Origin of the sequence: Sphingomonas sp. Leaf9 (assembly GCF_001421355.1) — a bacterium.
Lineage (GTDB): Bacteria > Pseudomonadota > Alphaproteobacteria > Sphingomonadales > Sphingomonadaceae > Sphingomonas.
Map to the genome: position 1 here is coordinate 64,666 of NZ_LMKC01000006.1, position 20,975 is coordinate 85,640.

The window sequence follows — 20,975 nt, forward strand, 5'->3', positions numbered from 1 at the left end:
CAGCGGGCCGACCCGCCGGACCATGTTGTCGCTGTTGCCGGCGCTGGCGGTCGGCGGTTGCGGTGCGGCGGCAGGCGTGCCCCCGCTGCGCGTGTGGGCGATGAGCTATGAGGGCGATTATTCGCCGTTCCTGATGCCCGACTTCACCGCCGCGACCGGTATCCCGGTCGATGTGCAGTCGCTGCCGACGACCGCTTCCCATGAAAAGCTGCTGACCGCGCATGCGGGCAACGCGCTGCCCGACGTGCTGATGCTGTTCAACGGGTGGGTGCGCGAATTCGCGATGATCGGGGCGGTGGCACCGGTGCCGTCGCCCGCGCTTACCGCCGGGCTGATTCCGGGCATGCGCGAGGCGCTGCGCATCGACGGGATCGACTATGCCGTCCCTTGGTCGGTTGCGCCGCAGGTCCAGTATTTCCGCCGCGATATCGTGGCCGCCGCCGGCTATGCCACGCCGCCGCTCGACTGGGCGGGGTGGCTGCAGATGGCGCGCGCGATCAAGCGGCGACGGCCCGACGACTATGTGTTCCTGATGCTGCTCAACTGGCCGACCGCGCTGCTGACGATGATGACGCAGGCCGGCGCCACGATGCTGCGTGACCATGCGACGCGCGGCAATTTCCGGTCCGACCCGGTGCGCCATGCCTTTGCCTTCTACGCGCAGCTGTTTGCCGAGGGGCTGGCCCCGCGCGCGCTGTCGACCGAGGTGCAGGACCCGCTGGCGGCGTTCGCGCAGGGGTATTTCGCGATCTGGCCCAGCAGTCCCACGACGCTGCTCGACCTCAGCCGTCGCGCCGGGGAGATCCCGGCGACCCGCTGGGGCACCGCGCGGCTTGCCGGGCCGAACGGTCCCGGCCCGGTATCGGGCGACAGCGCCAGCCTGTGCGTCGCGGCCGGCACGACCCGGCCGGCCGCCGCCTGGGCGCTGGTCCGGCACATGACGTCGCGGGCGAGCGAGCTTACGTTCCAGCGGATGATCGGCAACCTGCCTGCGCGGATCGATGCATGGGATTCGCCGCAACTGGCGCAACCGGTGCTGGCGGCGTTTCGCGAACAGATGACGCAGCCCGCGCCGATCCCGCCCGCGGTCGAATGGGAACGCATCCAGGTCGAGGTGCAATTGGCCGCCGAGCGCGTGGTGCGCGGCATCCAGACGATCGACGAAGCGCTGGGCGCGCTCGACGCGCGGGTCGACCGGTTGCTGGCGCAGCGCCGCGCACTGGTCGATGCGGGAAAGATCGCATGACCCGCGAAGCCCGCGCCGGTTGGCTGTTCACCCTGCCGGTGCTGACGATCATCGTCGCGGTGTTCGTGCTGCCGGCGTTGCTGGCGATGGCAACCGCCTTCACCGATTATTCGATCTACGCGCTGGCCGATCCGGGCAACCTGCACGTCGTCGGGTTCGCCAATTTCGCGACGCTGTTCGCGACGCCGCTGTTCTGGCGCGCGATCGGCAATACGCTGCTGTTCGCGCTCTTGGGCGTACCGATGGCGATCGGCGCGTCGCTGTTCGCGGCGTTGCTGCTGAACGATGCAACCGTCCGGTGGAAACCATTGTGGCGGATCGTGCTGTTCGCGCCCTATGTCACCAGCATCGTCGCGACCGCCGTCGTGTGGCGGTTCCTGTTCAATACCCGGTTCGGGCTGGTCAACCAGGCGCTGGGCGTCGTCGGCGTGCCCGCCATCGACTGGCTGGGCGATCCGGCCACGTCGATCCCGGCGATCCTGATCTTCGTGACGTGGAAGATATTCGGCTACAACATGATCGTGTTCACCGCCGCGCTGGCCGCCGTGCCGACCGACCTGATGGAAGCGGCGCGCCTCGACGGGGCGGGGCGCTGGACGCGGTTCCGCCATGTCACGCTGCCCGCGATCGGGCCGACATTGGTGCTGGCCGGGGTGATGAGCGTCGCCGGGTTCCTGCAGATCTTTGCCGAACCCTATGTCATGACGCTGGGCGGGCCGGCGCAGAGTACGACGACGATCCTGTATTTCATGTTCGACGAAGGGTTCAAATGGTGGAACCTGGGACAGGCGAGCGCGGTCGCGTTCGTCCTGTTCCTGATGATCCTGGCGGTGACATGGGTCCAGACGCGCTATGCCCGGCGGCGCGAATGGCTGTGAGCAAGAAACGCGCGATCGTCGCCAATGCGCTGGTCGTGGCCCTCGGCGTGCTGACGATCGCGCCGCTGGCGTACATGGTGATCGTGTCGTTCATGCCGCGCGGTGAATCGACCATGTTGCCGATCCCGCTCTGGCCGTCGCGCTGGAGCCTGGAGAATTATCACGAGCTGCTGGTGCGGCGGCAGATCGACGGGGCGTGGTTCGATTACCGCATCCTGCCCGCGCTGAGGAACAGTATCGGCGTCGCTGCGCTGTCGACGCTCTTCGGCCTCCTGCTGACCGTCCCGGCGGGCTATGCGATGGCGAAGCTCAAGTTTCGCGGGCGCGAACGGGTGCTGAAGCTGCTGATCGCCGCGCTGGTCGTGCCGGGGCAGGTGGCGATGCTGCCGCTGTTCCTGATCTTTCGGCAACTGGGGCTGGTCAACAGCTATGCCGGGGTGATCCTGCCGGGGCTGGCGGGTATTTTCGGCGTGCTGTTCGTGCGGCAGGCGATGCTGGCGATCCCCGACGAGCTGATCGATGCCGCGCGGATGGACGGGGCGGGGGAGGGGCGCATCTTTGTCGGCATCGTGCTGCCGCTGCTGACCCCGATCGTCATCACGCTGGCGCTGTTCCTGTTCCTGGGCAGCTGGAACGATTTCCTGTGGCCGCTGATCGTGCTGGCCGACCAGCATCGCTATACGCTGCCGGTCGCGGTCGCCGCGATCGCGCGCGAACATGCCGCCGACGGCGAATTGATGATGGCGGCATCGGTGGTGACGACGATGCCGGTGCTGCTGCTGTTCCTGGCGCTCCAGCGCTTCTACCTGACCGGATTGCTGGGCGGCGGGGTCAAGGGATAGGCACTGCCGTCGGGGGCGAAGAGGTGGGTGTCGGCGGGCGGCACCGTGAAGCGCAGCACCTCGCCCAGATGCACCGCGCGGTCGCCGGGCAGCTGCGCGACGATCGCCCCGGCATCGCCCCGTCGCCCGAGATGCGCGAACGACAGCGGGCCGAGGCGTTCGAACAGCTCGACCGCGCCGACGAACGCGCCGTCCGGATCGGGCAGCAGGTGTTCGGGCCGCACGCCCAGCGTCACCGCGCTGCCGATCGCGCCATCGGGCACCTGCGCGCTGGTCCGCACCACCGCGCCGTCGTCGATCCGGACGCTGGCGCCCGCCGCGTCGACATCGACGATGGTGGCGGGCAGCAGGTTCATGCCGGGCGATCCGATCGCGGCGGCGACGCTCAGGCTGGCCGGGCGGCGATAGACGTCGAGCGGCGCGCCGACCTGTTCGATCCGCCCGGCGTGCATCACGACGATGCGGTTGGCGAGGGTCATCGCCTCCAGCTGGTCGTGGGTGACATAGATCATCGTCATGCCGAGCTGCTGGTGCAGCCGTGCGAATTCGTGCCGCATCCGTGCGCGCAGCGCCGTGTCGAGGTTGGAGAGCGGTTCGTCGAGCAGCAGCACCTGCGGCCGGCGCACGATGGCGCGGGCGATCGATACCCGCTGGCGCTGTCCCCCCGACAGCGCGCGGGGCTTGCGCGCCAGCAGCGCGGTCAGGTCCAGCATCGCCGCCGCTTCGCGCACCCGCTCCGCGATCTCGGGCTTGGGCAGGCGGGCGACCTTCAAGGGGAAGGCGATGTTGTCGGCGACGGAGAGGTGCGGATAGAGCGCATAGGACTGGAACACCATCGCCACGCCGCGCGTCGCGGGCGGGGCATGGGTCACGTCGCGGCCGCCGATCGCGACGGTGCCGGCGCTGGGGCTCTCCAGCCCGGCGATCATCCGCAGCAACGTCGACTTCCCGCAGCCCGACGGCCCGACCAGCACCACGAATTCGCCCGCCGCGATGCTAAGCGTTGCGGGCTGTACCACGGTGGTATCGCCGAACCGCTTGGTCAGATCCGTCAGTTCGACATCGGCCATCACGCCCCTCCGTCCGTCGCCACGACCGGACAGCGCGTCGCCAGCCTATCCTGTTGCAACCGGTAGCGGATTTGCGCGCGGGGTCCAGCATCGGTACGATCGGGCATCCCTGCATCCGCCTGGAGTTCGTGCCCGATGAAGCGCCTGATCCTCACCACCCTGCTGCTGTCGACCGCCGCCGTTGCCGCGCCTGCGCCAAAGGCGCCGACCTTCGACACGCGGCGCATCTCGCGCGATATCGAAACGCTGGCGAGCGATGCGTATGAGGGGCGCGGGCCGGCGACGCCGGGTGAAGCGAAGAGCATCGCCTATATCGCGCAGCAGATGAAGGCCGCCGGGCTGCAACCCGCCGGGGACAAGGGCAGCTGGTATCAGGACGTGCCGCTGCTGAAGTCCGATATCGTCGGCACGCCGCAGCTGTCGATCACGGCGGCCGGCACGAAACGCCCGCTGACCCAGGGCAGCGAGATCGCGGTGCGCGCGGCGATGACCGGGCAGACATCGGTCGGAATCGCCAACGCGCCGCTGGTGTTCGTCGGATACGGCGTAAAGGCGCCCGAGCGGAACTGGGATGACTTCAAGGGCGTCGACCTCAAGGGCAAGATCATGGTCGTGCTCATCAACGACCCCGATTTCGACGGGGGCGAGGGCGATTTCGGCGGCAAGGCGATGACCTATTACGGTCGCTGGACGTATAAATATGAGGAAGCGGCGCGGCAGGGCGCGGCGGGCGTTCTGATCGTCCACGAAAGCGCGCCGGCCTCCTATGGCTGGGCCACGGTCAAGAATTCGAACACCAACACGATGTTCGATATCGTGCGCAAGGACCCCGCCGCGTCGCATGTGCCGATGGAGGGCTGGATCCAGCGCGACCTGGCGGCCGATCTGTTCAAGCAGGCGGGACTGGATTTCGAGGCGGCGAAGGCCGCCGCGCGCAAGGCCGATTTCCGCGCCATCCCGCTCAAGGCGACGCTGGACGCGGCCTATACGGTCAAGCCCGCGGTCATCACCTCGCACAATGTCGCGGGCATCTTGCCGGGCACGAAGCATCCGGACGAAACCGTGATCTATTCGGCGCACTGGGATCACCTGGGCGTCGGACAGCCCGATGCGAAGGGCGACCGCATCTATAACGGCGCGCTCGACAATGCGTCGGGCGTGGCGGCGTTGCTCGAACTGGCACGGGCGTATGGCAGCGCGCCGAAGCCCGACCGCTCGGTCCTGTTCTTGGCGGTGACGGCGGAGGAAAAGGGGCTGCTGGGGTCCGAATATTACGCCGCCAATCCGCTGCGCCCGCTGGCGACGACGGCGGGGGTCGTCAACATGGACGGCCCGTTCGGCAGCGAAAAGACCCGCGATTTCAGCATGTACGGCATCGCCAAACTCGACCTGCTGACGATGCTGACCGAAACGGCGGGCGCCGAGGGGCGGCGCTACACCCCCGATGCGCGGCCCGAGGCCGGGCTGTTCTACCGCTCCGACCATTTCTCGTTCGCCAAGCGCGGCGTGCCGGCCCTGTCCTACAGCCCCGGCCGCGACCTGGTGGTCGGCGGCGCGGCGCGCGGCAAGGCGCTGGAAGACGCCTATACCCGCGACCGCTATCACCAGCCCGCCGACCAATATGATCCGAAGTGGAATACGGGCAGCGTGCAGAGCGACATGACGATCCTCTACACGCTCGGCCGTCGCCTGGCCGATGGCCGGGTCTGGCCGAACTGGTCGACCGACAGCGAGTTTCGCGCGACGCGTGACCGGACGGTAAGCGCGCGGGGGGAATAGGGGGGACGCTACCGCACCGGTGCCTGCCACGGCACCGGTGCGGTGGCCGGTTTCCAGCAGCCCTCCAGACTTTTTGCAAAGGCATCGGCCCACGCGCCGGCCGTGCCGGGCTTCAGCCAGCCTTCATAGCTGTGGCTGAGCAGGTAATCGCCTATCTCCAATCGGATACTGTCGGCGTGCAATATGATTTCCGGCAAGCGCCGGTCGAAATCGATTCCCGCGGCGAAGCGTAACGTGCCCATCGTCGCGAGATGCGCCATCGCCTTCGGGCATCGCCGCACGTCCGCCTCGACCCATTCCAGTCCCGCACCGTCCAGTCCCCGGCGCAGTTCGTCGTCGCTGGCAACGCGGCGCTGTTCCAGCGTCCCGATCAGGCGATAACCGCGCAGGCGCGGGCGGTCGGGTTGGCCGGGAAAAGGCGCGCGGAGCATCCGGGCGATCAGCCGCTGGCCGCAGTCGAGGTCGGCGTCGACCGACCCCGGATCGGTTCGGCAGCCACGCCGCACCGCAATAGCATAGATCGGGACCCGGCGATCGTCGCCGACATAGCGGATGGCGATCGCCGGTTTCGGCGTATCGGCAAAGAACCGTGCCGGATCGAACGCCAGCACCCGCGTCCGTTCCGCGACGTCGTAGCGCGGCGCGTCCTGTGCCGGGGCGGGCGCAGCGATGGCGAGGGCGGCAAGCGGTGCGAGGCGGAGCATGACGCATCCTGCCACGGCGCGGGTTGGTACGACAGGCTGTATTGCGACCAAGGAACCTCGCCCCCGCCCGCCGGTTCGACACGCCAGTATACTGAACGTGCGCGCGGCGCTGGTTCCGTGACGCTTTCTCGCTATAGGCTGCCCCGATGAACGAACTGTGGAACCATATCGTCGCCGATTTCGCCAATATCGGCAGCCCGTCGGCGCTGGCCGCCTTTGGGCAGGTCGTGTTGATCGACATCATGCTGGCCGCCGACAACGCGATCGTCGTCGGTGCGCTTGCCGCCGGGCTGCCCGCCGAGATGCGGCGCAAGGTCATCCTGATCGGCGTCGGCGCGGCGCTGGTGCTGCGCGTCGCCTTTGCGCTGGTCGTCACGCAGCTGTTGCAGGTCACCGGCCTCGTCTTTGCCGGCGGGTTGCTGCTGGTGTGGGTCGCGTGGAAGATGTGGCGCGAGCTGAAGGAAGGCGGCGATGCCGGCGACGAGGCCGCCGAGCTGAAGGCCCGCGCGCCGCGCACCTTTGCCAGCGCCGCCTGGGCGGTCGCGGTCGCCGACGTGTCGATGAGCCTCGACAATGTGCTGGCCGTTGCCGGTGCGGCTCGCGAGCATCCCGGCATCCTTGCCATCGGCCTGATCCTGTCGGTCGCGCTGATGGGTGTTGCCGCCAACGTGCTGGCCCGCGTGATCGAGCGGTATCGTTGGGTCGCCTATGTCGGCCTTGCGGTCATCGTCTATGTCGCGTGCAAGATGATCTACGAAGGGCTGGTCGACCCTTCGCGCGGCGTGCTTACGCTGTTTGGGTAATGCCTCAGCCGACGCGAACATGGTCGTCACCCCGGGCTTGAACCGGGGTGACGCTTGCTTTCCGTCGCAGAAGAAGAAGCGGGACCCCGGATCAAGTCCGGGGTGACGTTGCGGTGGCAGGCGTGATGCGTGCCTACCCCAGCGTATTCAGCAGCGATTCCCACCATGCGACGCCCGGATCGAACGTCGCCACCGGCACGCGTTCGTTCAGCCCGTGGGCGAAGCTGTCGCTGGGCTTCATGAACACCCCGCCGACCCCGAAGCTGGGGATGCCATAGGCGCGGAAGTGCATCGAATCGGTCGCGCCCGCTTCCTGCGCCGGTACGACCAGCAGGCCCGGCGCGCGCTTTGCCACCGCCGCCTTCACCGCGCCCAGCACCTTCGGGTCGAGCGGGGAGGCGCCGGCCTCGATCGTGCCATTGTCGTTGAAGCGTACCGTGACCTTCGGATCGGCGGCCAGTTCGACCAGCTTTGCCTCGACCGCGGCGCGCGGGGTGCCGGGAAAGATGCGGCAGTTGATATTGGCGACCGCGCGCTGCGGCAGGGCGTTGGGCGCATGCCCGCCGTTGAACATGGTGGGCACGCAGGTGGTGCGGACCTGTCCGATATAGCGTTTGTCGGCGGACAGGATGTCGGCGGCGGCGGTGTCGGCGGGATTGGCGGCAAACGCCCGCATCGCCGCGCCCAGCGGCCCCGGCGTCATCGTCGCGGTGCCCGCCAGCGACGCCTTCGTGATCTCGTTCTGTTGTGGGGGGAAGCGATAGGCGGCGATGCGGGTCACCGCCGTCGCCAGGTGGACGATCGCATTGTCCGGCCCCGGACGGCTGCTGTGCCCGCCGGGATCGGTGACGCTCAGGTGCCAGTCGCCATAGACCTTTTCCGCCGCCTGCAACGCATAGACCACCGGCTTGCCATCGTCGCCCAGCTGCCCGCCGCCGGCATCGGCGTTGAGCACCAGCGCGGCATCCTTGAACGCCGCCGCCGCCGCCTTCGTCGTCTGCATCGTGGTTTCCTCGTCGCCGGTCAGCACCAGCACGACGTCGCGCTGCGGCACCCATTTGGCGCGGCGCAGCTGCATCAGCGTGGCGACCGCCATCGACAGCCCGGCCTTGTTATCGAGGCTGCCGCGCCCGAAGACATAGCCGTTCTCGACGACCGGCGTGAACGGGTCGCGGGTCCAGTCCTTCGGATCGGCGGCCACCACGTCCATATGCGCCAGCACGACGACCGGTTTCGCCTTGCGGTCGCGTCCCGGCGTGCGCGCGGTCAGATAGCCGGTTTCGCCAAGCGCCACGAACTGCACATCGGCGGGCGCGAAGCCGGCGGACAGCAGCTTCGCCTTCAGATATGCGGCATAGGCCGGCACCTGTCCGTTGCCGGCGACCGTCTGGAACTTCACCCCGTCGACCAGCAGGGTCAGCGCTTCCTTGCCCCCTGGCGTGGTGGCGCCGTCCTGTGCCTGTGCGGCGCCCGCGCACAACATGGTGGCCCCGATCGTCGCAAACAGTACGCGCATGATAGTCTCCATCCCCGGTTCGCCCAAGGGTGCGCGGTCCCGCCCGATCCCGCAAGGGGCACATTGGCGGCGGAAGGCAGATCGTCCTTCCGGCCGTACCCCCGCGCAGGCGGGGGGCCAGAGTAACGGCAGGGCGACGTTCGTGGCTCTGGACCCCCGCCTGCGCGGGGGTACGGCCATGCTTGGCAGCCCCGGGGCCCTACCGCCCGCCCTTGCAGCGATGCGCGAGGGCGGTCTGTTCCAGTTCCTCCAGCTCGGCGACGGTCTGTTCCAGCGCCTGGCGTTGCAGGTTCAGCGCGTCGATCCGGCTGCGGCAGCGTTCGGCCAGCGTGCGCATCTGTTCGTCCTGGCCCGGGTCGCTGCTGTAGAGATCGAGGAATTCCTGAATTTCGCGTAAGGTGAACCCCAGGCGCTTGCCGCGCAGGATCAGGCGCATCCGCACGATGTCGCGGTGGCTGTAGGCGCGGTTGTTGCCGACGCGCACCGGGTGGATCAGCCCCTTGTCCTCGTACAGCCGCAGCGTGCGCGGGGTGATGCCCAGCGTGTCGGCGACGGCGTGGATGCCGCTCAGTTCCTGATCCATCACCTTGTCCCCGTCGGCCATTGCGTCCCGTCCATATACCCTATAGGTAACATAGCTATCGTATAGGGCATATAGCCATGACACGCATGGCAGACCGTGGAAAGGATCGCTTCGATGAAGGCCGTAATCGCAGGCTATGTTCGCTCCCCCTTTCACCTGGCGGGCAAGGGCGCGCTGGCGCGGGTCCGGCCGGAGGATCTGGCGGCGCAGGTCGTGCGCGGCCTGATCGAGCGCACCGGGGTCGATGCCGCGCTGATCGAGGACGTGGTGATGGGCTGCGCCTTTCCCGAAGGGGAACAGGGCTTCAACGTCGCGCGGATGGTGGCGCTGCTGGGGGATTTGCCGCTGTCGGTCGGCGGCATGACCGTCAACCGGTTCTGCGGATCGTCGATGAGCGCGATCCATATCGCCGCCGGGCAGATCGAGGTCGGCGCGGGTGAGGCGTTCATCTGCGCAGGCCTCGAATCGATGAGCCGGGTGCCGATGGGCGGCTACAACCCGCTGCCCAACCCCGCGCTCGCCGCCAAGAGCGCCGGGGCGTATATGGGCATGGGCGACACCGCCGAGAATGTCGCGACCCAGTATCAGATCACCCGTGACGAACAGGACGCGTTCGCCGTCGCCAGCCAGCGCAAGGCCGGTGCCGCGCGCAGCGAAGGGCGGCTGAGCGACGAGATTATCCCGATCCAGACCAAGGGCGGCGTGGTCAGCGAGGACGGCACGATCCGTCCCGACACCACCAGCGAAGCGTTGTCGGGCTTGAAGCCTGCCTTCCGCCAGGACGGGTCGGTCACCGCCGGCACCTCGTCGCCGCTGACCGATGGGGCGAGTGCGGTGCTGGTCACGTCGGAGGAATTCGCGACGAAGCATGGCCTGACCATCCTTGCCCGGATCAAGTCGATCGGCATTTCGGGCTGTGCGCCGGAGACGATGGGCCTTGGCCCGATCGGCGCGTCGAAGAAGGCGCTGGAGCGTGCCGGGCTGACCATCGACGATATCGACGTGGTCGAGATCAACGAGGCGTTCGCGGCGCAGGCGATCGCGTGCATCCGCGACCTTGGCATCAAGGAGGATGCGATCAACCTCGACGGTGGGGCGATCGCGATCGGGCATCCCTTGGGTGCTACGGGCGCGCGGATCGTCGGCAAGGCGGCGGCGCTGCTGGCGCGCGAGGGCGGTCGCTATGCGCTGGCGACGCAGTGCATCGGCGGCGGGCAGGGCATCGCCACCGTGCTGGAGCGCGCATGATGGACGCGGCGATCCGCAAGGTCTGCGTCATCGGCGCAGGGGTGATGGGCGCCGGCATCGCCGCGCATGTCGCCAATGCCGGGGTGCCGGTGCTGCTGCTCGACATTGCCAAGGATGGGGCCAAGGACGGTCCCGACCGTGATGCCGTCGCCAAGGGCGCGGTCGCGCGGATGCTTAAGACGGACCCTGCGCCGTTCATGTCGAAATCGGCGGCCAAGCTGGTCGAGACCGGCAATATCGACGACCATCTGGAGCGCATCGCCGAATGCGACTGGATCGTCGAGGCAATCGTCGAACGGCTCGACATCAAGCAGGCGCTTTATGCCCGGATCGAGGCGCTGAAGCGTCCCGGTACGGCGGTGTCGTCCAACACCTCGACCATTCCGCTCGACCATCTGGTGGCCGGGCGGAGCGAGGCGTTTCGTGCCGATTTCCTCATCACCCATTTCTTCAACCCGCCGCGCTATATGCGGTTGATCGAGATCGTGCGGGGCACCGACACCGATCCGGCGGTGGCGGGGAAGGTCGAGGATTTCGTCGACCGGCATCTGGGCAAGCGGATCGTGCGGGCGAAGGATACGCCGGGCTTCATCGCCAACCGTATCGGTACCTATTGGCTGGCGGTCGCGATCAATGCGGCGATGGATCTGGGGCTGACGGTCGAGCAGGCCGACCAGATCGGCGGGCGGCCGATGGGCGTGCCCAAGACCGGGATTTTCGGGCTGGTCGATCTGGTCGGCATCGACCTGATGCCGCTCCTGTCCAAGAGCCTGACCGCCACGCTGCCCAAGGGTGATCCCTATTTCGACACGGTGCGGCCGATGCCGCTGGTCGACCGGATGATCGCGGAAGGGTTCACCGGCCGCAAGGGCAAGGGCGGTTTCTATCGCTTCGACAAGGCGACGCGGACCAAGTTCGCGCTCGACCTGACCACCGGTGACTATCGCGAACAGCAGACCCCGGCCGACCTGCCCGCCGATGCGGCGAAGGACCTGGGCAAGCTGATCGAGCTTGACGGGCCGACGGGCGATTATGCCTGGGCGATCCTCGGGCGCGTGCTGCCCTATGCCGCGATGCTGGTGGGTGAGGCGGCGGACGATATCGTCGCGATCGATGACGCGATGAAGCTCGGCTATAACTGGAAATACGGGCCGTTCGAGCTGATCGACCGGATCGGCGCGGCGAAGCTGGCCGCGCGGTTGCGGGCCGAAGGGCGGGAGGTTCCCGCGATCCTCGACACCGTGGGCGACCGGACCTTCTACCGGGTCGAGGGCGGCCAGCGGCAATATCTGACGCTCGATGGCGCTTACGCCGATGTGGTGCGCGGCGAGGGCGTGCTGCTGCTCGCCGACGTCAAGCTGCGGTCGGAACCGGTGCTGCGCAATGAGTCGGCGGCGCTGTGGGACGTGGGCGATGGCGTCGTCTGCTTCGAATTCACCGGCAAGAGCAACGCGCTCGACGACAAGGTGGTCGCGCTGCTGAACGAGACGATCGCGGTGGTGCGCGAGCGGTTCAAGGCGCTGGTGATCTACACCGATGCCAGCAACTTCTCGGTCGGCGCGAACCTGTTCCTGGCACTCTGGGCGGTGAAGTCGGGCGCGTGGGAGCAGATCGAACAGATGATCGCCGGCGGGCAGGCGACGTTCAAGGCGCTGAAATACGCCCCCTTCCCGGTGGTCGCGGCACCCGCGGGCATGGCGCTGGGCGGCGGATGCGAGATTTCGCTCCACGCCGATGCGATCCAGGCGCATGCCGAAACCTATATGGGGCTGGTCGAGGCCGGCGCGGGCCTCGTCCCCGGATGGGGCGGGCATGGCGAATTGCTCGACCGGATCGCCAGGGCCAAGGGCACGCCGCGCGGGCCGATGCCGGCGGTGGGCGTCGCGTTCGAGACGATCTCGACCGCCAAGGTGTCCAAGTCGGCGGCGGAGGCGCGCGAGCTGCACTTCCTGCGCCCGAGCGACGGCATCACCATGAACCGCGACCGGTTGCTGGCCGATGCGAAGGCCAGGGCACTGGCGCTGGTCGAGGGCTATGCCCCGCCCGAACCGCCGGTCTATCGCCTGCCGGGGACAAGCGGTCGCATCGCCATTGCCGACGTCGTGCGCGGCTTCCGCGCGAAGGGGCTGGCGACGCCCTATGATGAAGTGGTGTCGGGCCGCGTGGCCGAGGTGCTGACCGGCGGCGATACCGACATCATCGACGTCTTGACCGAAGACGCGCTGCTGACGCTGGAGCGCCGCGTGTTTCTCGACGCAATGCGCGACACCCGCACGCAGGACCGCGTGACCCATGTGCTGCAGACGGGCAAGCCGCTCAGAAACTGACGCTCCTCGTCACCCCGGGCTTGATCCGGGGTCCCGCTTCTCTCCCACGCCGGAAGAAGAAGCGGGACCCCGGATCAAGTCCGGGGTGACGTTGTGTTGGGGGCAAGAGGCGCGACGGCTGCGCGCAAACAGGTGCCGAACAACCATGCCGACAGGTAGTTCTGCACGATAGCGGGCACGGTACCGTACCGATACTATCGCACCATGTCCCTGACCGCCCGTCCCGCCGCCCCGCTTCTCTCCGCGACGGAAGAGCGCACCTATCTGATCGGCCGGTCGGAAGTACATCGGCAACTCGCTGAAAATACCACCGAAATAGAAATACGCGCGATTCATTTGCGCATGTCGCGACTGTACGCCGAGCAGGCGGCACTGATCGTGATGGTACTTTCGGACTAGGCAATCCCGCAAAGATACCAGGAACGCTAGTCGTTCCGGTCGGTTGATGCGCCCTGACCGGTCGCGCCCTTGCGGCCGTGTCGTGGGAGACCGGTCCATGAAGGCAGTTGCGATTACCCTGCTCGGCACGCTTGCGCTCAGCGCCTGCGCCGCGCCTGCCACCCGTATCTCGACCGGACTCCAGCGCTATGGGCTGGACGCGCAGCGCGCCGATTGCGTCGGCACGCGCCTGCAAAGCGACCTGTCGCTCGGCCAGCTGCAGCAGCTCGGCCGTGCCGCCGCCGCGTACAAGAAGGACGATCCCAATCCGGCCGCGCTGACGGTCGGCGACCTCGTGCGCGTGGCGGGCGAGATCAAGGACCCGGCGATCGCGCTGGCGGTCGGCAAGGCCGCTGCGGGCTGCAACGTCCTCCCCTGATCCTCCATTCGGAAAGGAAAGCATCATGAACAAGGATGAATTCGAAGGCGGCGTCCGCTACGCCACCGGCAAGGTCGAAAAGACCGTCGGCGATGTCGTCGACCATCGCGGCCTGCAGGTCGACGGCGTGGTCGATCAGATCGCGGGCGGCGCGCAGCATACCTATGGCCGTGTCCGCGAGATCATCGAGGATGCGATCGACAGCGCGCCCGCAATGGCCGACGAAGCCCGCGCGAAGCTGAAGACCGCCGGCCGTCAGGTCGCCGACCGCGCCCAGCACGGCGGCAAGGTCGCGCAGCACACCGTCGAGGAAAACCCGCTGCTGTGGGCCGCCGGTGCCGCCATCATCGGCTATGGCCTCGCCTGGCTGCTGCACGGGCGTCGCGGCTGATCGCACGATGGACGAGGCTGCGTTCAAATCCCTGCGCGAGACCGCCGATCTGCGCCACCTGCGCCAGATCGTCGCGGGCCTCGACGAAGGGGTGATCCTGATCGATCCCGACCAGAGCCTGCTCTGGGCGAACGATGCCGCGCTGTCGATGCACGGGGTCGGCGACCTCGCCGAGCTGGGCGAGACGGTCGAGGAATATCGGTCGCGGTTCCAGCTGCGGTATCGCAACAACCACCGGCTCGAAGCGGATGACTATCCGCTCGAGCGGGTGGTGGCGGGCGACCGTTTTTCCGAAGTGGTGGTCGAAGTGACCGTCGCGGGCGAAGACGAACCGCGCTGGGTCCATCAGGTGCGCAGCCTTGTCCTGAACGACAGCGACGATGGCGAACCGGCCTGTCTGGTGCTCATCCTCCAGGACGTGTCGGCGCGGTACGAGGCGGAGGACCGGTTCGAACAATCGTTCAACGCCAACCCCGCGCCCGCCGTCATCTGCCGCCTGAGCGACCTGCGCTACGTAAAGGTCAATCAGGGGTTCCTCGACATGACCGGGTTCGACCGGGACCAGGTGCTGTCGAAGACGGTGTACGACATCGACGTCTTGCGCTTGGGCGACCGGCGCGATCTGGCCAAGGAACGCCTGGGCGAAGGGCGTACCATTCCGCAGATGGAGGCCGAGTTGGAACTGCCCGACGGCGGGACCAGGCTGGTCATCGTCGCCGGACAGCCGATCGACATGGGCGAACAGCCGTGCATGTTGTTCACCTTCGCCGACCTCGAACCGCGTCGCACGGCGCAAGCCGCGCTGCACCACAGCGAGGACCGCTTCACCCGGATGTTCCAACTGGCGCCGGTGCCGATGGCGATCGGCGCGCGCGACGGGCATCTGCTGTGCGAGGTGAATGCCAGCTTCACCGCGATGACCGGCTATGCCGCCGACGAGATCATCGGCCGCCCGCTGGGCGAGGTCGAACTGTGGGAAAGCAGCGAGATTCGCCACGGCATCGAACGGGCGATCGATACCGGCCACGACCTGCGCGGGCACGAGGCGCGGATCTTTGCCCGTGACGGCGCGATGATCGACTGCCTGATTTCGACCGAGGCGATCCGTCTGGGCCAGGATGCGTGCGTGCTGTGGGCGTTCCAGGACATCACCCAGCGCAAGGCGACCGAGCTCGAACTGGTCGAGGCGATCGAGGCGGTGATGAAGGACACCAGCTGGTTCAGCCGGTCGATCATGGAAAAGCTCGCCCGGCTGCGCACGCCGCAGGCGGCGAACGACGGCCCCGGCCTCGACGACCTGACCCCGCGCGAACGCGAGGTGCTGGCGCTGATCTGTCGGGGATATGACGACAAGACGATCGCGCGGACGCTGGACGTCGCGAGCAACACCGTGCGCAACCATGTCGCGCGCATCTATGCCAAGATCGGGGTCAATCGCCGCATCGCCGCCGTCGCCTGGGCACGGGCCCGGGGCTTCGACGGCGACACGCTCGACCGGCCAACGGAACAGGAGGCCGCACCATGACACAGGACAAGAAGCGCTCTTCCGAAGAGCAGGCAAAGGCCGCCGCGAAGGCGAAGGCGTCGGTGCTGGAGGCGATCGGTACGCTGATCGGCGACGACACCGCCCGCCGCGACGGGGCCAAACAGAAACAAGCGCCGGACGCCACGAAGCCGGACGCAGCAGGGGATGATGGGAAGGGAGAGCGCTGATCCAGCGCCCCGACCCTCAGGAGTTCAACAGGAGACATCATGGTTACCAATGTTACCAACGGCCTTGGGCCGATCGACGAGACGCATATCGGCAAGACCGCGACCCGGCTGTCGTGGGGCGCGATCTTTGCCGGCGTCGTGCTGGCCGTCGCGATCCAGCTGGTGCTGGGCATCCTCGGCGCCGGCATCGGGCTGACGATGGTCGATCCGGTCGAAGGTACCACGCCGGGGGCGGCCGGGTTCGGCATCGGTGCGGGCATCTACTGGCTCATCACCACCGTCATCGCGCTGGGTGCGGGTGGCTATGCCGCCGCGCGGGTCGCGGGCGTGCATGAACGCTTCGACGCGTTGGTCCACGGGCTGGTCGTGTGGGGCGTCACGCTGATCCTGACGCTGTACCTGCTGACCTCGGCGGTCGGTGGCATCATCGGCGGTGCGTTCCGCACGGTCGGTGCGGTTGCCGGTACGGCGGGCAGCGCAGTCGGTGCCGCAGCCTCGGTCGCGCCTGCCGCTGCCTCGGCCGCGGGTGTCGATGCCGGCGACGTGAAGGAAGCCGCGCGCGACGTGCGCAGCGAAGCCGCACAGTATCTGTCGGACGCACCGAATGATCCGGCGCAGATGACCCCGGAACAGGCGCAGGCCGAAATCGCCAAGCAGCTCCCCGCGCTCGCCCGTGGCGGTGCCGAGGGCCAGCAGGCCGAAAGCCGCATCGTCGATGTGGTCGCCGCCCAGCGCAAGATCAGCCGTCCGGAGGCGCAGGCCCAGGTGACGCGCGCCAAGGCACAGTTCGTCCAGACCAAGAATGACGCCGTCGCGACCGCCAAGTCGGCGACCGACAAGGCCGCAGGCGCTGCCGCCGGCACGTCGTTCATCCTCGTCTTCGCACTGCTGATCGGTGCGGCGGCCGCAGGTTTCGGTGCAACCACGGCAACCCGTCGTCGGTTACGCTGAGCGTAACGCGGCGGGCCGGCGTATCTGGCCCGCCGCACCCGGTTCCTACTGCAAGGGAGAAATGACATGACCAAGAAGATCGCCCTCGGGCTGGTGCTCGCCGCTTCGGTATCGCTCGGCGCGTGCAACACCGTGAACGGTGCCGGCAAGGACCTGAAGTCGGCCGGTTCAGCCGTCTCGGGCGCCTCGGGCCAAGCCAAGAAGTAAGGCGAACTTCCTGCGCCGTCCGGCATCGGGCGGGGCGGAATCGTCGAACGACCGACGGCGCGGTGGGTAACCACCGCGCCGTTTTGGTGTGCGTGGGGCTTCCTGATTAGGGGATAGTCAAAACGGACGACAGGCCCGCCCACCCTCATGATCGGGATCGAACAGCGAGGCGCTCTCAGCCATACATGCCGGCTATCCGTCTCTTCGGTATCTATGCGCCGGAGATGCCAAGCTACTGCCGGCGCGGCCGGCGGGGCGTTGCGGGTGACCCGGTTACATCCGGGGTGGCGGTAATCGTGCGGGGGCTGGCGACGATCGAGCGGCGCGGCTGCGATCATTATGGTCGGACATTGGCACGAGTGCGGCTGAACGGCGTTGACGTGTCAGATCACATTCTGAACTCGGGAACGGCACAGCCATACCGATGGGAGACGGAGATGGGTTTGCGACCACAACCGGAGCGTCGTGCGGCCGATCCGATCAATCGTGCGGCATTGGTAAGGGTGGTCGACAGTGTGCCCGAAACGCGCGGGATGGGCGTGCTGCTGCGCCACCGCGGTCGGATCGAAAAGCTGCGTGCCGCCGGCGGTTCGGGCGGGTCCATCCTGTTCGAATTGCGCGAGCGCCAGATCAACCCGGCATATTTCCAGCGATTGCGACCGGGTCGGGTGCCGTCGCTGACCGCCGGGCAGCGTCAGGCTGGGTGGAGCGTGATGCGGCAGGGATCTCAGCCGTTGGCAGGCGTCTGGCCGGGCGGGCTTCCGTCGCGTCCGACGATGCCAGCACCGGTTTCGCGAATACCTAACCGGAACGCGAGCAGCGTGCCGCCGAGCGAATGGCGTTCGCTCGGTCTGAATTGCGCCGGGGCGGTGGTCGGTTGGATCGGCGTGGTTGGCACGGGCGCGCTCGCACCGTTCACAGGCGGCTTGACGTTTGGTGCCACCATCGTGCTGTATGCCGGCGCGTTGGCGGGCAGCGGGCAGTGCATGGCGTCGGTCTACCGCGTCAACAATGCGCGCCGTGGCCGGAGCGACATCAACGAAACCCTCGACAAAAGCCCGGTCTATATCTGGTCGATGCGAGGGGCCGACGCGATCGGTTTGGTCGGGGCAGCAGGGGGGCTTGTCGGCGTCGCGAAGACAGGCGCGGCGCTGAGCAAGACCGGCGTCAAGGCTGGAGACCTTGCGGCTAGATCTTTGACCCGCGCCGCTCGCGCCGAGTTGAGCGCAGCGATGGGCATTAACGGCGTGAAGCTGGGCACCCGAATGATCAACAAGGTGGTACGCCAGCGCCTGCTGGACGGTGCGGGGGGCGTGCTGGGGGTGGTAAGCAGCGCAGACGGCGGTCTCATCCGTGAGCTGATCGTGTGGGTGATCGCGGACAAAGAGAAAGGGAACGCATGATAGACAATTATGCGCAGCGTCTGAAGAGAGACCGCTGGACCGGATGGGCCGTCGCGATCGCGGTGTTCGCCATCGTGCCGTCCATGGTGGGTATCACCACCATCCTGCTGCCTGGGTCGCATACCGACGTGAAGGTCAATCCGCTCTACTGGCTCATCCTGGCGGTACCATTGCCCTGGACATCGGCGCTTTTGAGCTACCGGCCCGGCCCGCTGCGCTGGTTGCGCGCGGCGCTGCTGTCGACACCGGCGCTGGCGCTTGCTGTTGCCGGGATCGCCTGGGCTTCGGGGCTCGGCATCACGCCGTATCTCTACATGATCGCGGTAACTGTCGCCCTTTGTCTTGCAGGCCTGTGGGCCTATCCTCGCAGCATACTGGCGCGCGAAGGCGTACCAGACGCGAACGGAAACCGATCGGTCTGACCGGCTCCCCGCACTACTGCTATGCACCGCAGCAATCCCGACCTACGCTGACACGATCACCACGCACTCGAATTCGATTGCGAGCGCTACTTTTATATCGTATACGATCAGCGCTACTTATGGAGGTTGATGTGGTTTCTGGTTCGAGCATGTGGACGGGCGTCTATCCTGCGGCGACGACGCAGTTCGCGGCGGACGGGTCGGTCGATATCGATGCCACGCAGCGCGGGCTGGTCGCGCTGGTCGAGGACGGCGTCGACGGGCTGATCCTGCTCGGCACCTGTGGTGAGAACAACTCGCTCGACGTCGCGGAAAAGCATGCCGTGCTGCGCGCGGGTGTCGAGGCGGTCGGCGGGCGCGTGCCGCTGGTGTGCGGCGTGTCGGAATTCACCACCCACCGCGCGGCGGCCTTTGCAAAGGAGGTCGAGGACATCGGCGTCGACGCGCTGATGTTGCTGCCCGCGATGGTCTATGTGCCGACGCCCAACGAGCTGGCGACGCATTTCCGCACCGTGGCGGAGGCGACCGGCCTGCCGATCATGCTCTACAACAACCCGCCGGCGTACCGCGTGTCGGTCGACTTCGCGACGCTCGAACTGCTGGAGCCGGTGACAAACATCGTCGCGGTCAAGGAAAGCGCGCCTGATCCGCGCCGCTTCACCGACGTCATCAACCGCTTCGGCGACCGCTATGTCGTGATGGCCGGACTCGACGACGTGGCGCTGGAGGGCATGTTGCTGGGTGCCAGCGGTTGGGTGTCGGGCCTGACCAGCGCGTTCCCGCAGGAATCGGTCGCGCTGATCGCGGCGGTCTATCGCGGCGACTGGGAAGAGGCGCGGCGCATCTATCGCTGGTTCATGCCGCTGCTCCACCTCGATGCCGAACATGACCTGGTGCAGTCGATCAAGCTGGCCGAGGAGATCATGGGTCGCGGGTCGGAACGGGTCCGCCTGCCGCGCCTGCCGCTGGAAGGCGCACGCCGGGCCGAGGTGATCGCGATGGTCGAGAAGTGCGCGGCGACGCGGCCGGTGCTGAAGGCAGCACCCCTGGAGACGGCGGCGGCCTGATGCGCCACACCTTCTTCTGCATCGACGGCCACACGGCGGGCAATCCCGTCCGCCTGGTGGCCGGGGGCGCACCGTTGTTGCGGGGCGCCACCATGGCGGAGCGGCGGCAGGATTTCCTGGCCCGCTTCGACTGGATCCGCACCGGCCTGTGCTTCGAACCGCGCGGGCACGACATGATGTCGGGCGGGTTCCTGTACCCGCCGTGCGGCGATGCGGATGCGGCGATCCTGTTCATCGAAACGTCCGGCTGCCTGCCGATGTGCGGGCACGGGACGATCGGGATGATTACGTTCGGGCTGGAACACGGCCTGATTACCCCGCGCGAACCCGGCCACCTGCGTGTCGAGGTGCCCGCCGGGGTGATCGATATCGATTACGTGGCCGACGGCAACCGCGTCCGCTCGGTTAGAATCCGCAACGTCCCCGCCTATCTGGCGCGGCAGGGGCTGGAGATCGACGTGCCGGGGTTCGGTCCGCTGTCGATCGACGTCGCCTATGGCGGCAATTATTACGCGATCGTCGAACCGCAGGGTGCCTATACCGGCCTCGATGATCTGGGCGCGGCGCGGATCGTCGAGCTGAGCCGGACGATCCGCGCGCTGGTGCGCGACGTCTACGAACCGGTCCATCCGCTGGAGCCGACCATCCGCGGGGTCAGCCATGTGCTGTGGGCGGACAAGCCCAGGGGCGACGGCGCGGACGGGCGCAACGCGGTCTTCTACGGCGAACGCGCGATCGACCGCAGCCCGTGCGGCACCGGCACCTCGGCCCGCCTCGCCCATCTGGCGGCGACCGGGCGGCTGAGCGTCGGCGATACCTTCGTCCACGAAAGCTATATCGGCAGCCGCTTCATCGGCCGGGTCGAGGGCGAGACGATGATCGGCGAGCAGGCGGCGATCGTGCCGTCGATCGAAGGGTCGGCGATCGCGACCGGCTTCAACACGATCTGGATCGACCGCGAAGACCCGTTCTTCGCCGGCTTCACGGTGGTATGACGACGCCATAACG

At 67.6% G+C, this 20,975-nt stretch carries 22 protein-coding genes; 18 read left to right on the plus strand and 4 right to left on the minus strand.

Going from position 1 to position 20,975, the window contains the following annotated elements; translation table 11 throughout:
* The first annotated feature begins 22 nt into the window (after positions 1-22).
* The 3 genes from ASE58_RS16345 to ASE58_RS16355 are packed head-to-tail and all read left to right on the plus strand — an operon-like array spanning position 23 to position 2,966.
* On the plus strand, positions 23-1,246 hold the full coding sequence (locus tag ASE58_RS16345; RefSeq protein WP_055823730.1) for an extracellular solute-binding protein: 1,224 nt from the start codon (positions 23-25) through the stop codon (positions 1,244-1,246).
* Positions 1,243-2,124 (plus strand): carbohydrate ABC transporter permease, encoded by an 882-nt coding sequence (locus tag ASE58_RS16350; RefSeq protein ID WP_055823732.1) that lies wholly within the window; start codon positions 1,243-1,245, stop codon positions 2,122-2,124. The genes ASE58_RS16345 and ASE58_RS16350 overlap by 4 nt, the downstream gene beginning before the upstream one ends.
* Positions 2,121-2,966: a carbohydrate ABC transporter permease gene (locus tag ASE58_RS16355; RefSeq protein WP_235513658.1), complete on the plus strand. Its 846-nt coding sequence runs from the start codon at positions 2,121-2,123 to the stop codon at positions 2,964-2,966. Before ASE58_RS16350 ends, ASE58_RS16355 begins: the two co-directional genes overlap by 4 nt.
* Here the strand turns inward: ASE58_RS16355 and ASE58_RS18500 are convergent.
* A complete protein-coding gene (locus ASE58_RS18500) occupies positions 2,927-4,036 on the minus strand; it encodes an ABC transporter ATP-binding protein (RefSeq protein WP_055823738.1) in 1,110 nt (369 codons plus the stop codon). The genes ASE58_RS16355 and ASE58_RS18500 overlap by 40 nt on opposite strands.
* A gap of 135 nt (positions 4,037-4,171) precedes the next feature.
* Between ASE58_RS18500 and ASE58_RS16365 the strand changes: the two genes are divergently transcribed.
* Positions 4,172-5,815 carry a M28 family metallopeptidase gene (locus ASE58_RS16365; protein ID WP_055823741.1) on the plus strand — a complete coding sequence of 548 codons (1,644 nt, stop codon included), beginning with the start codon at positions 4,172-4,174 and terminating at the stop codon, positions 5,813-5,815.
* An 8-nt stretch (positions 5,816-5,823) separates the two neighbouring features.
* Here ASE58_RS16365 and ASE58_RS16370 read toward each other — a convergent pair whose 3' ends face one another.
* A complete protein-coding gene (locus ASE58_RS16370; protein WP_055763908.1) occupies positions 5,824-6,519 on the minus strand; it encodes a hypothetical protein in 696 nt (231 codons plus the stop codon).
* Positions 6,520-6,665: 146 nt separating this feature from the next.
* Between ASE58_RS16370 and ASE58_RS16375 the strand changes: the two genes are divergently transcribed.
* A complete protein-coding gene (locus ASE58_RS16375) occupies positions 6,666-7,322 on the plus strand; it encodes a TerC family protein (protein WP_055763906.1) in 657 nt (218 codons plus the stop codon).
* 133 nt (positions 7,323-7,455) lie between these two features.
* Here the strand turns inward: ASE58_RS16375 and ASE58_RS16380 are convergent, their stop codons facing one another.
* Together ASE58_RS16380 and ASE58_RS16385 are read right to left on the minus strand one after the other, a co-directional pair.
* Positions 7,456-8,838: a M20/M25/M40 family metallo-hydrolase gene (locus ASE58_RS16380; RefSeq protein ID WP_082468181.1), complete on the minus strand. Its 1,383-nt coding sequence runs from the start codon at positions 8,836-8,838 to the stop codon at positions 7,456-7,458.
* A gap of 199 nt (positions 8,839-9,037) precedes the next feature.
* Complete coding sequence (locus tag ASE58_RS16385) at positions 9,038-9,442, minus strand: MerR family transcriptional regulator (RefSeq protein ID WP_055823743.1); 405 nt, start codon at positions 9,440-9,442, stop codon at positions 9,038-9,040.
* Positions 9,443-9,535: 93 nt separating this feature from the next.
* Here ASE58_RS16385 and ASE58_RS16390 point away from each other — a divergent pair, with 93 nt between their 5' ends.
* The 13 genes from ASE58_RS16390 (at position 9,536) to ASE58_RS16445 (ending at position 20,962) form a co-directional block, all read left to right on the plus strand.
* On the plus strand, positions 9,536-10,669 hold the full coding sequence (locus ASE58_RS16390; RefSeq protein WP_055823747.1) for a thiolase family protein: 1,134 nt from the start codon (positions 9,536-9,538) through the stop codon (positions 10,667-10,669).
* Entirely contained in the window at positions 10,669-12,996 is a 2,328-nt protein-coding gene (locus ASE58_RS16395; RefSeq protein ID WP_055823750.1) for a 3-hydroxyacyl-CoA dehydrogenase/enoyl-CoA hydratase family protein, read from the plus strand. Before ASE58_RS16390 ends, ASE58_RS16395 begins: the two co-directional genes overlap by 1 nt.
* A gap of 204 nt (positions 12,997-13,200) precedes the next feature.
* The gene (locus tag ASE58_RS16400) at positions 13,201-13,395 is read left to right on the plus strand and encodes a hypothetical protein (protein ID WP_055763898.1); all 195 of its coding nucleotides are present in this window, start codon (positions 13,201-13,203) and stop codon (positions 13,393-13,395) included.
* 97 nt (positions 13,396-13,492) lie between these two features.
* Positions 13,493-13,813, plus strand: coding sequence for a hypothetical protein (locus ASE58_RS16405; RefSeq protein WP_055823753.1), 321 nt, complete (start codon positions 13,493-13,495; stop codon positions 13,811-13,813).
* A gap of 25 nt (positions 13,814-13,838) precedes the next feature.
* Positions 13,839-14,204, plus strand: a complete 366-nt coding sequence (locus ASE58_RS16410; protein ID WP_055823756.1) for a CsbD family protein — start codon at positions 13,839-13,841, stop codon at positions 14,202-14,204.
* A 7-nt stretch (positions 14,205-14,211) separates the two neighbouring features.
* Positions 14,212-15,729 carry a PAS domain S-box protein gene (locus ASE58_RS16415; RefSeq protein ID WP_055824018.1) on the plus strand — a complete coding sequence of 506 codons (1,518 nt, stop codon included), beginning with the start codon at positions 14,212-14,214 and terminating at the stop codon, positions 15,727-15,729.
* Positions 15,726-15,917: a hypothetical protein gene (locus tag ASE58_RS16420; protein ID WP_055763891.1), complete on the plus strand. Its 192-nt coding sequence runs from the start codon at positions 15,726-15,728 to the stop codon at positions 15,915-15,917. Before ASE58_RS16415 ends, ASE58_RS16420 begins: the two co-directional genes overlap by 4 nt.
* 39 nt (positions 15,918-15,956) lie before the next feature.
* Positions 15,957-16,868 (plus strand): hypothetical protein, encoded by a 912-nt coding sequence (locus ASE58_RS16425; protein WP_055823759.1) that lies wholly within the window; start codon positions 15,957-15,959, stop codon positions 16,866-16,868.
* Positions 16,869-16,934: 66 nt separating this feature from the next.
* Positions 16,935-17,075 (plus strand): entericidin A/B family lipoprotein, encoded by a 141-nt coding sequence (locus tag ASE58_RS17645; RefSeq protein ID WP_082457213.1) that lies wholly within the window; start codon positions 16,935-16,937, stop codon positions 17,073-17,075.
* A 185-nt stretch (positions 17,076-17,260) separates the two neighbouring features.
* Entirely contained in the window at positions 17,261-18,478 is a 1,218-nt protein-coding gene (locus ASE58_RS16430; RefSeq protein ID WP_156347798.1) for a thermonuclease family protein, read from the plus strand.
* Positions 18,475-18,900: a hypothetical protein gene (locus ASE58_RS16435; protein ID WP_055823765.1), complete on the plus strand. Its 426-nt coding sequence runs from the start codon at positions 18,475-18,477 to the stop codon at positions 18,898-18,900. Before ASE58_RS16430 ends, ASE58_RS16435 begins: the two co-directional genes overlap by 4 nt.
* Before the next feature lie 119 nt (positions 18,901-19,019).
* Positions 19,020-19,967, plus strand: coding sequence for a dihydrodipicolinate synthase family protein (locus tag ASE58_RS16440; RefSeq protein WP_055823767.1), 948 nt, complete (start codon positions 19,020-19,022; stop codon positions 19,965-19,967).
* Entirely contained in the window at positions 19,967-20,962 is a 996-nt protein-coding gene (locus ASE58_RS16445; RefSeq protein ID WP_055824021.1) for a 4-hydroxyproline epimerase, read from the plus strand. The genes ASE58_RS16440 and ASE58_RS16445 overlap by 1 nt, the downstream gene beginning before the upstream one ends.
* Positions 20,963-20,975: the final 13 nt, after the last annotated feature.

Coding starts and splice junctions, on each gene's coding strand:
- ASE58_RS16345 (WP_055823730.1), top strand. CDS start 23: ATGTTGTCGCTGTTGCCGGCGCTGGCGGTCGGCGGTTGCGGTGCGGCG.
- ASE58_RS16350 (WP_055823732.1), top strand. CDS start 1,243: ATGACCCGCGAAGCCCGCGCCGGTTGGCTGTTCACCCTGCCGGTGCTG.
- ASE58_RS18500 (WP_055823738.1), bottom strand. CDS start 4,036: ATGGCCGATGTCGAACTGACGGATCTGACCAAGCGGTTCGGCGATACC.
- ASE58_RS16365 (WP_055823741.1), top strand. CDS start 4,172: ATGAAGCGCCTGATCCTCACCACCCTGCTGCTGTCGACCGCCGCCGTT.
- ASE58_RS16370 (WP_055763908.1), bottom strand. CDS start 6,519: ATGCTCCGCCTCGCACCGCTTGCCGCCCTCGCCATCGCTGCGCCCGCC.
- ASE58_RS16375 (WP_055763906.1), top strand. CDS start 6,666: ATGAACGAACTGTGGAACCATATCGTCGCCGATTTCGCCAATATCGGC.
- ASE58_RS16380 (WP_082468181.1), bottom strand. CDS start 8,838: ATGCGCGTACTGTTTGCGACGATCGGGGCCACCATGTTGTGCGCGGGC.
- ASE58_RS16385 (WP_055823743.1), bottom strand. CDS start 9,442: ATGGCCGACGGGGACAAGGTGATGGATCAGGAACTGAGCGGCATCCAC.
- ASE58_RS16390 (WP_055823747.1), top strand. CDS start 9,536: ATGAAGGCCGTAATCGCAGGCTATGTTCGCTCCCCCTTTCACCTGGCG.
- ASE58_RS16395 (WP_055823750.1), top strand. CDS start 10,669: ATGGACGCGGCGATCCGCAAGGTCTGCGTCATCGGCGCAGGGGTGATG.
- ASE58_RS16400 (WP_055763898.1), top strand. CDS start 13,201: ATGTCCCTGACCGCCCGTCCCGCCGCCCCGCTTCTCTCCGCGACGGAA.
- ASE58_RS16405 (WP_055823753.1), top strand. CDS start 13,493: ATGAAGGCAGTTGCGATTACCCTGCTCGGCACGCTTGCGCTCAGCGCC.
- ASE58_RS16410 (WP_055823756.1), top strand. CDS start 13,839: ATGAACAAGGATGAATTCGAAGGCGGCGTCCGCTACGCCACCGGCAAG.
- ASE58_RS16415 (WP_055824018.1), top strand. CDS start 14,212: ATGGACGAGGCTGCGTTCAAATCCCTGCGCGAGACCGCCGATCTGCGC.
- ASE58_RS16420 (WP_055763891.1), top strand. CDS start 15,726: ATGACACAGGACAAGAAGCGCTCTTCCGAAGAGCAGGCAAAGGCCGCC.
- ASE58_RS16425 (WP_055823759.1), top strand. CDS start 15,957: ATGGTTACCAATGTTACCAACGGCCTTGGGCCGATCGACGAGACGCAT.
- ASE58_RS17645 (WP_082457213.1), top strand. CDS start 16,935: ATGACCAAGAAGATCGCCCTCGGGCTGGTGCTCGCCGCTTCGGTATCG.
- ASE58_RS16430 (WP_156347798.1), top strand. CDS start 17,261: ATGCCGGCTATCCGTCTCTTCGGTATCTATGCGCCGGAGATGCCAAGC.
- ASE58_RS16435 (WP_055823765.1), top strand. CDS start 18,475: ATGATAGACAATTATGCGCAGCGTCTGAAGAGAGACCGCTGGACCGGA.
- ASE58_RS16440 (WP_055823767.1), top strand. CDS start 19,020: ATGGAGGTTGATGTGGTTTCTGGTTCGAGCATGTGGACGGGCGTCTAT.
- ASE58_RS16445 (WP_055824021.1), top strand. CDS start 19,967: ATGCGCCACACCTTCTTCTGCATCGACGGCCACACGGCGGGCAATCCC.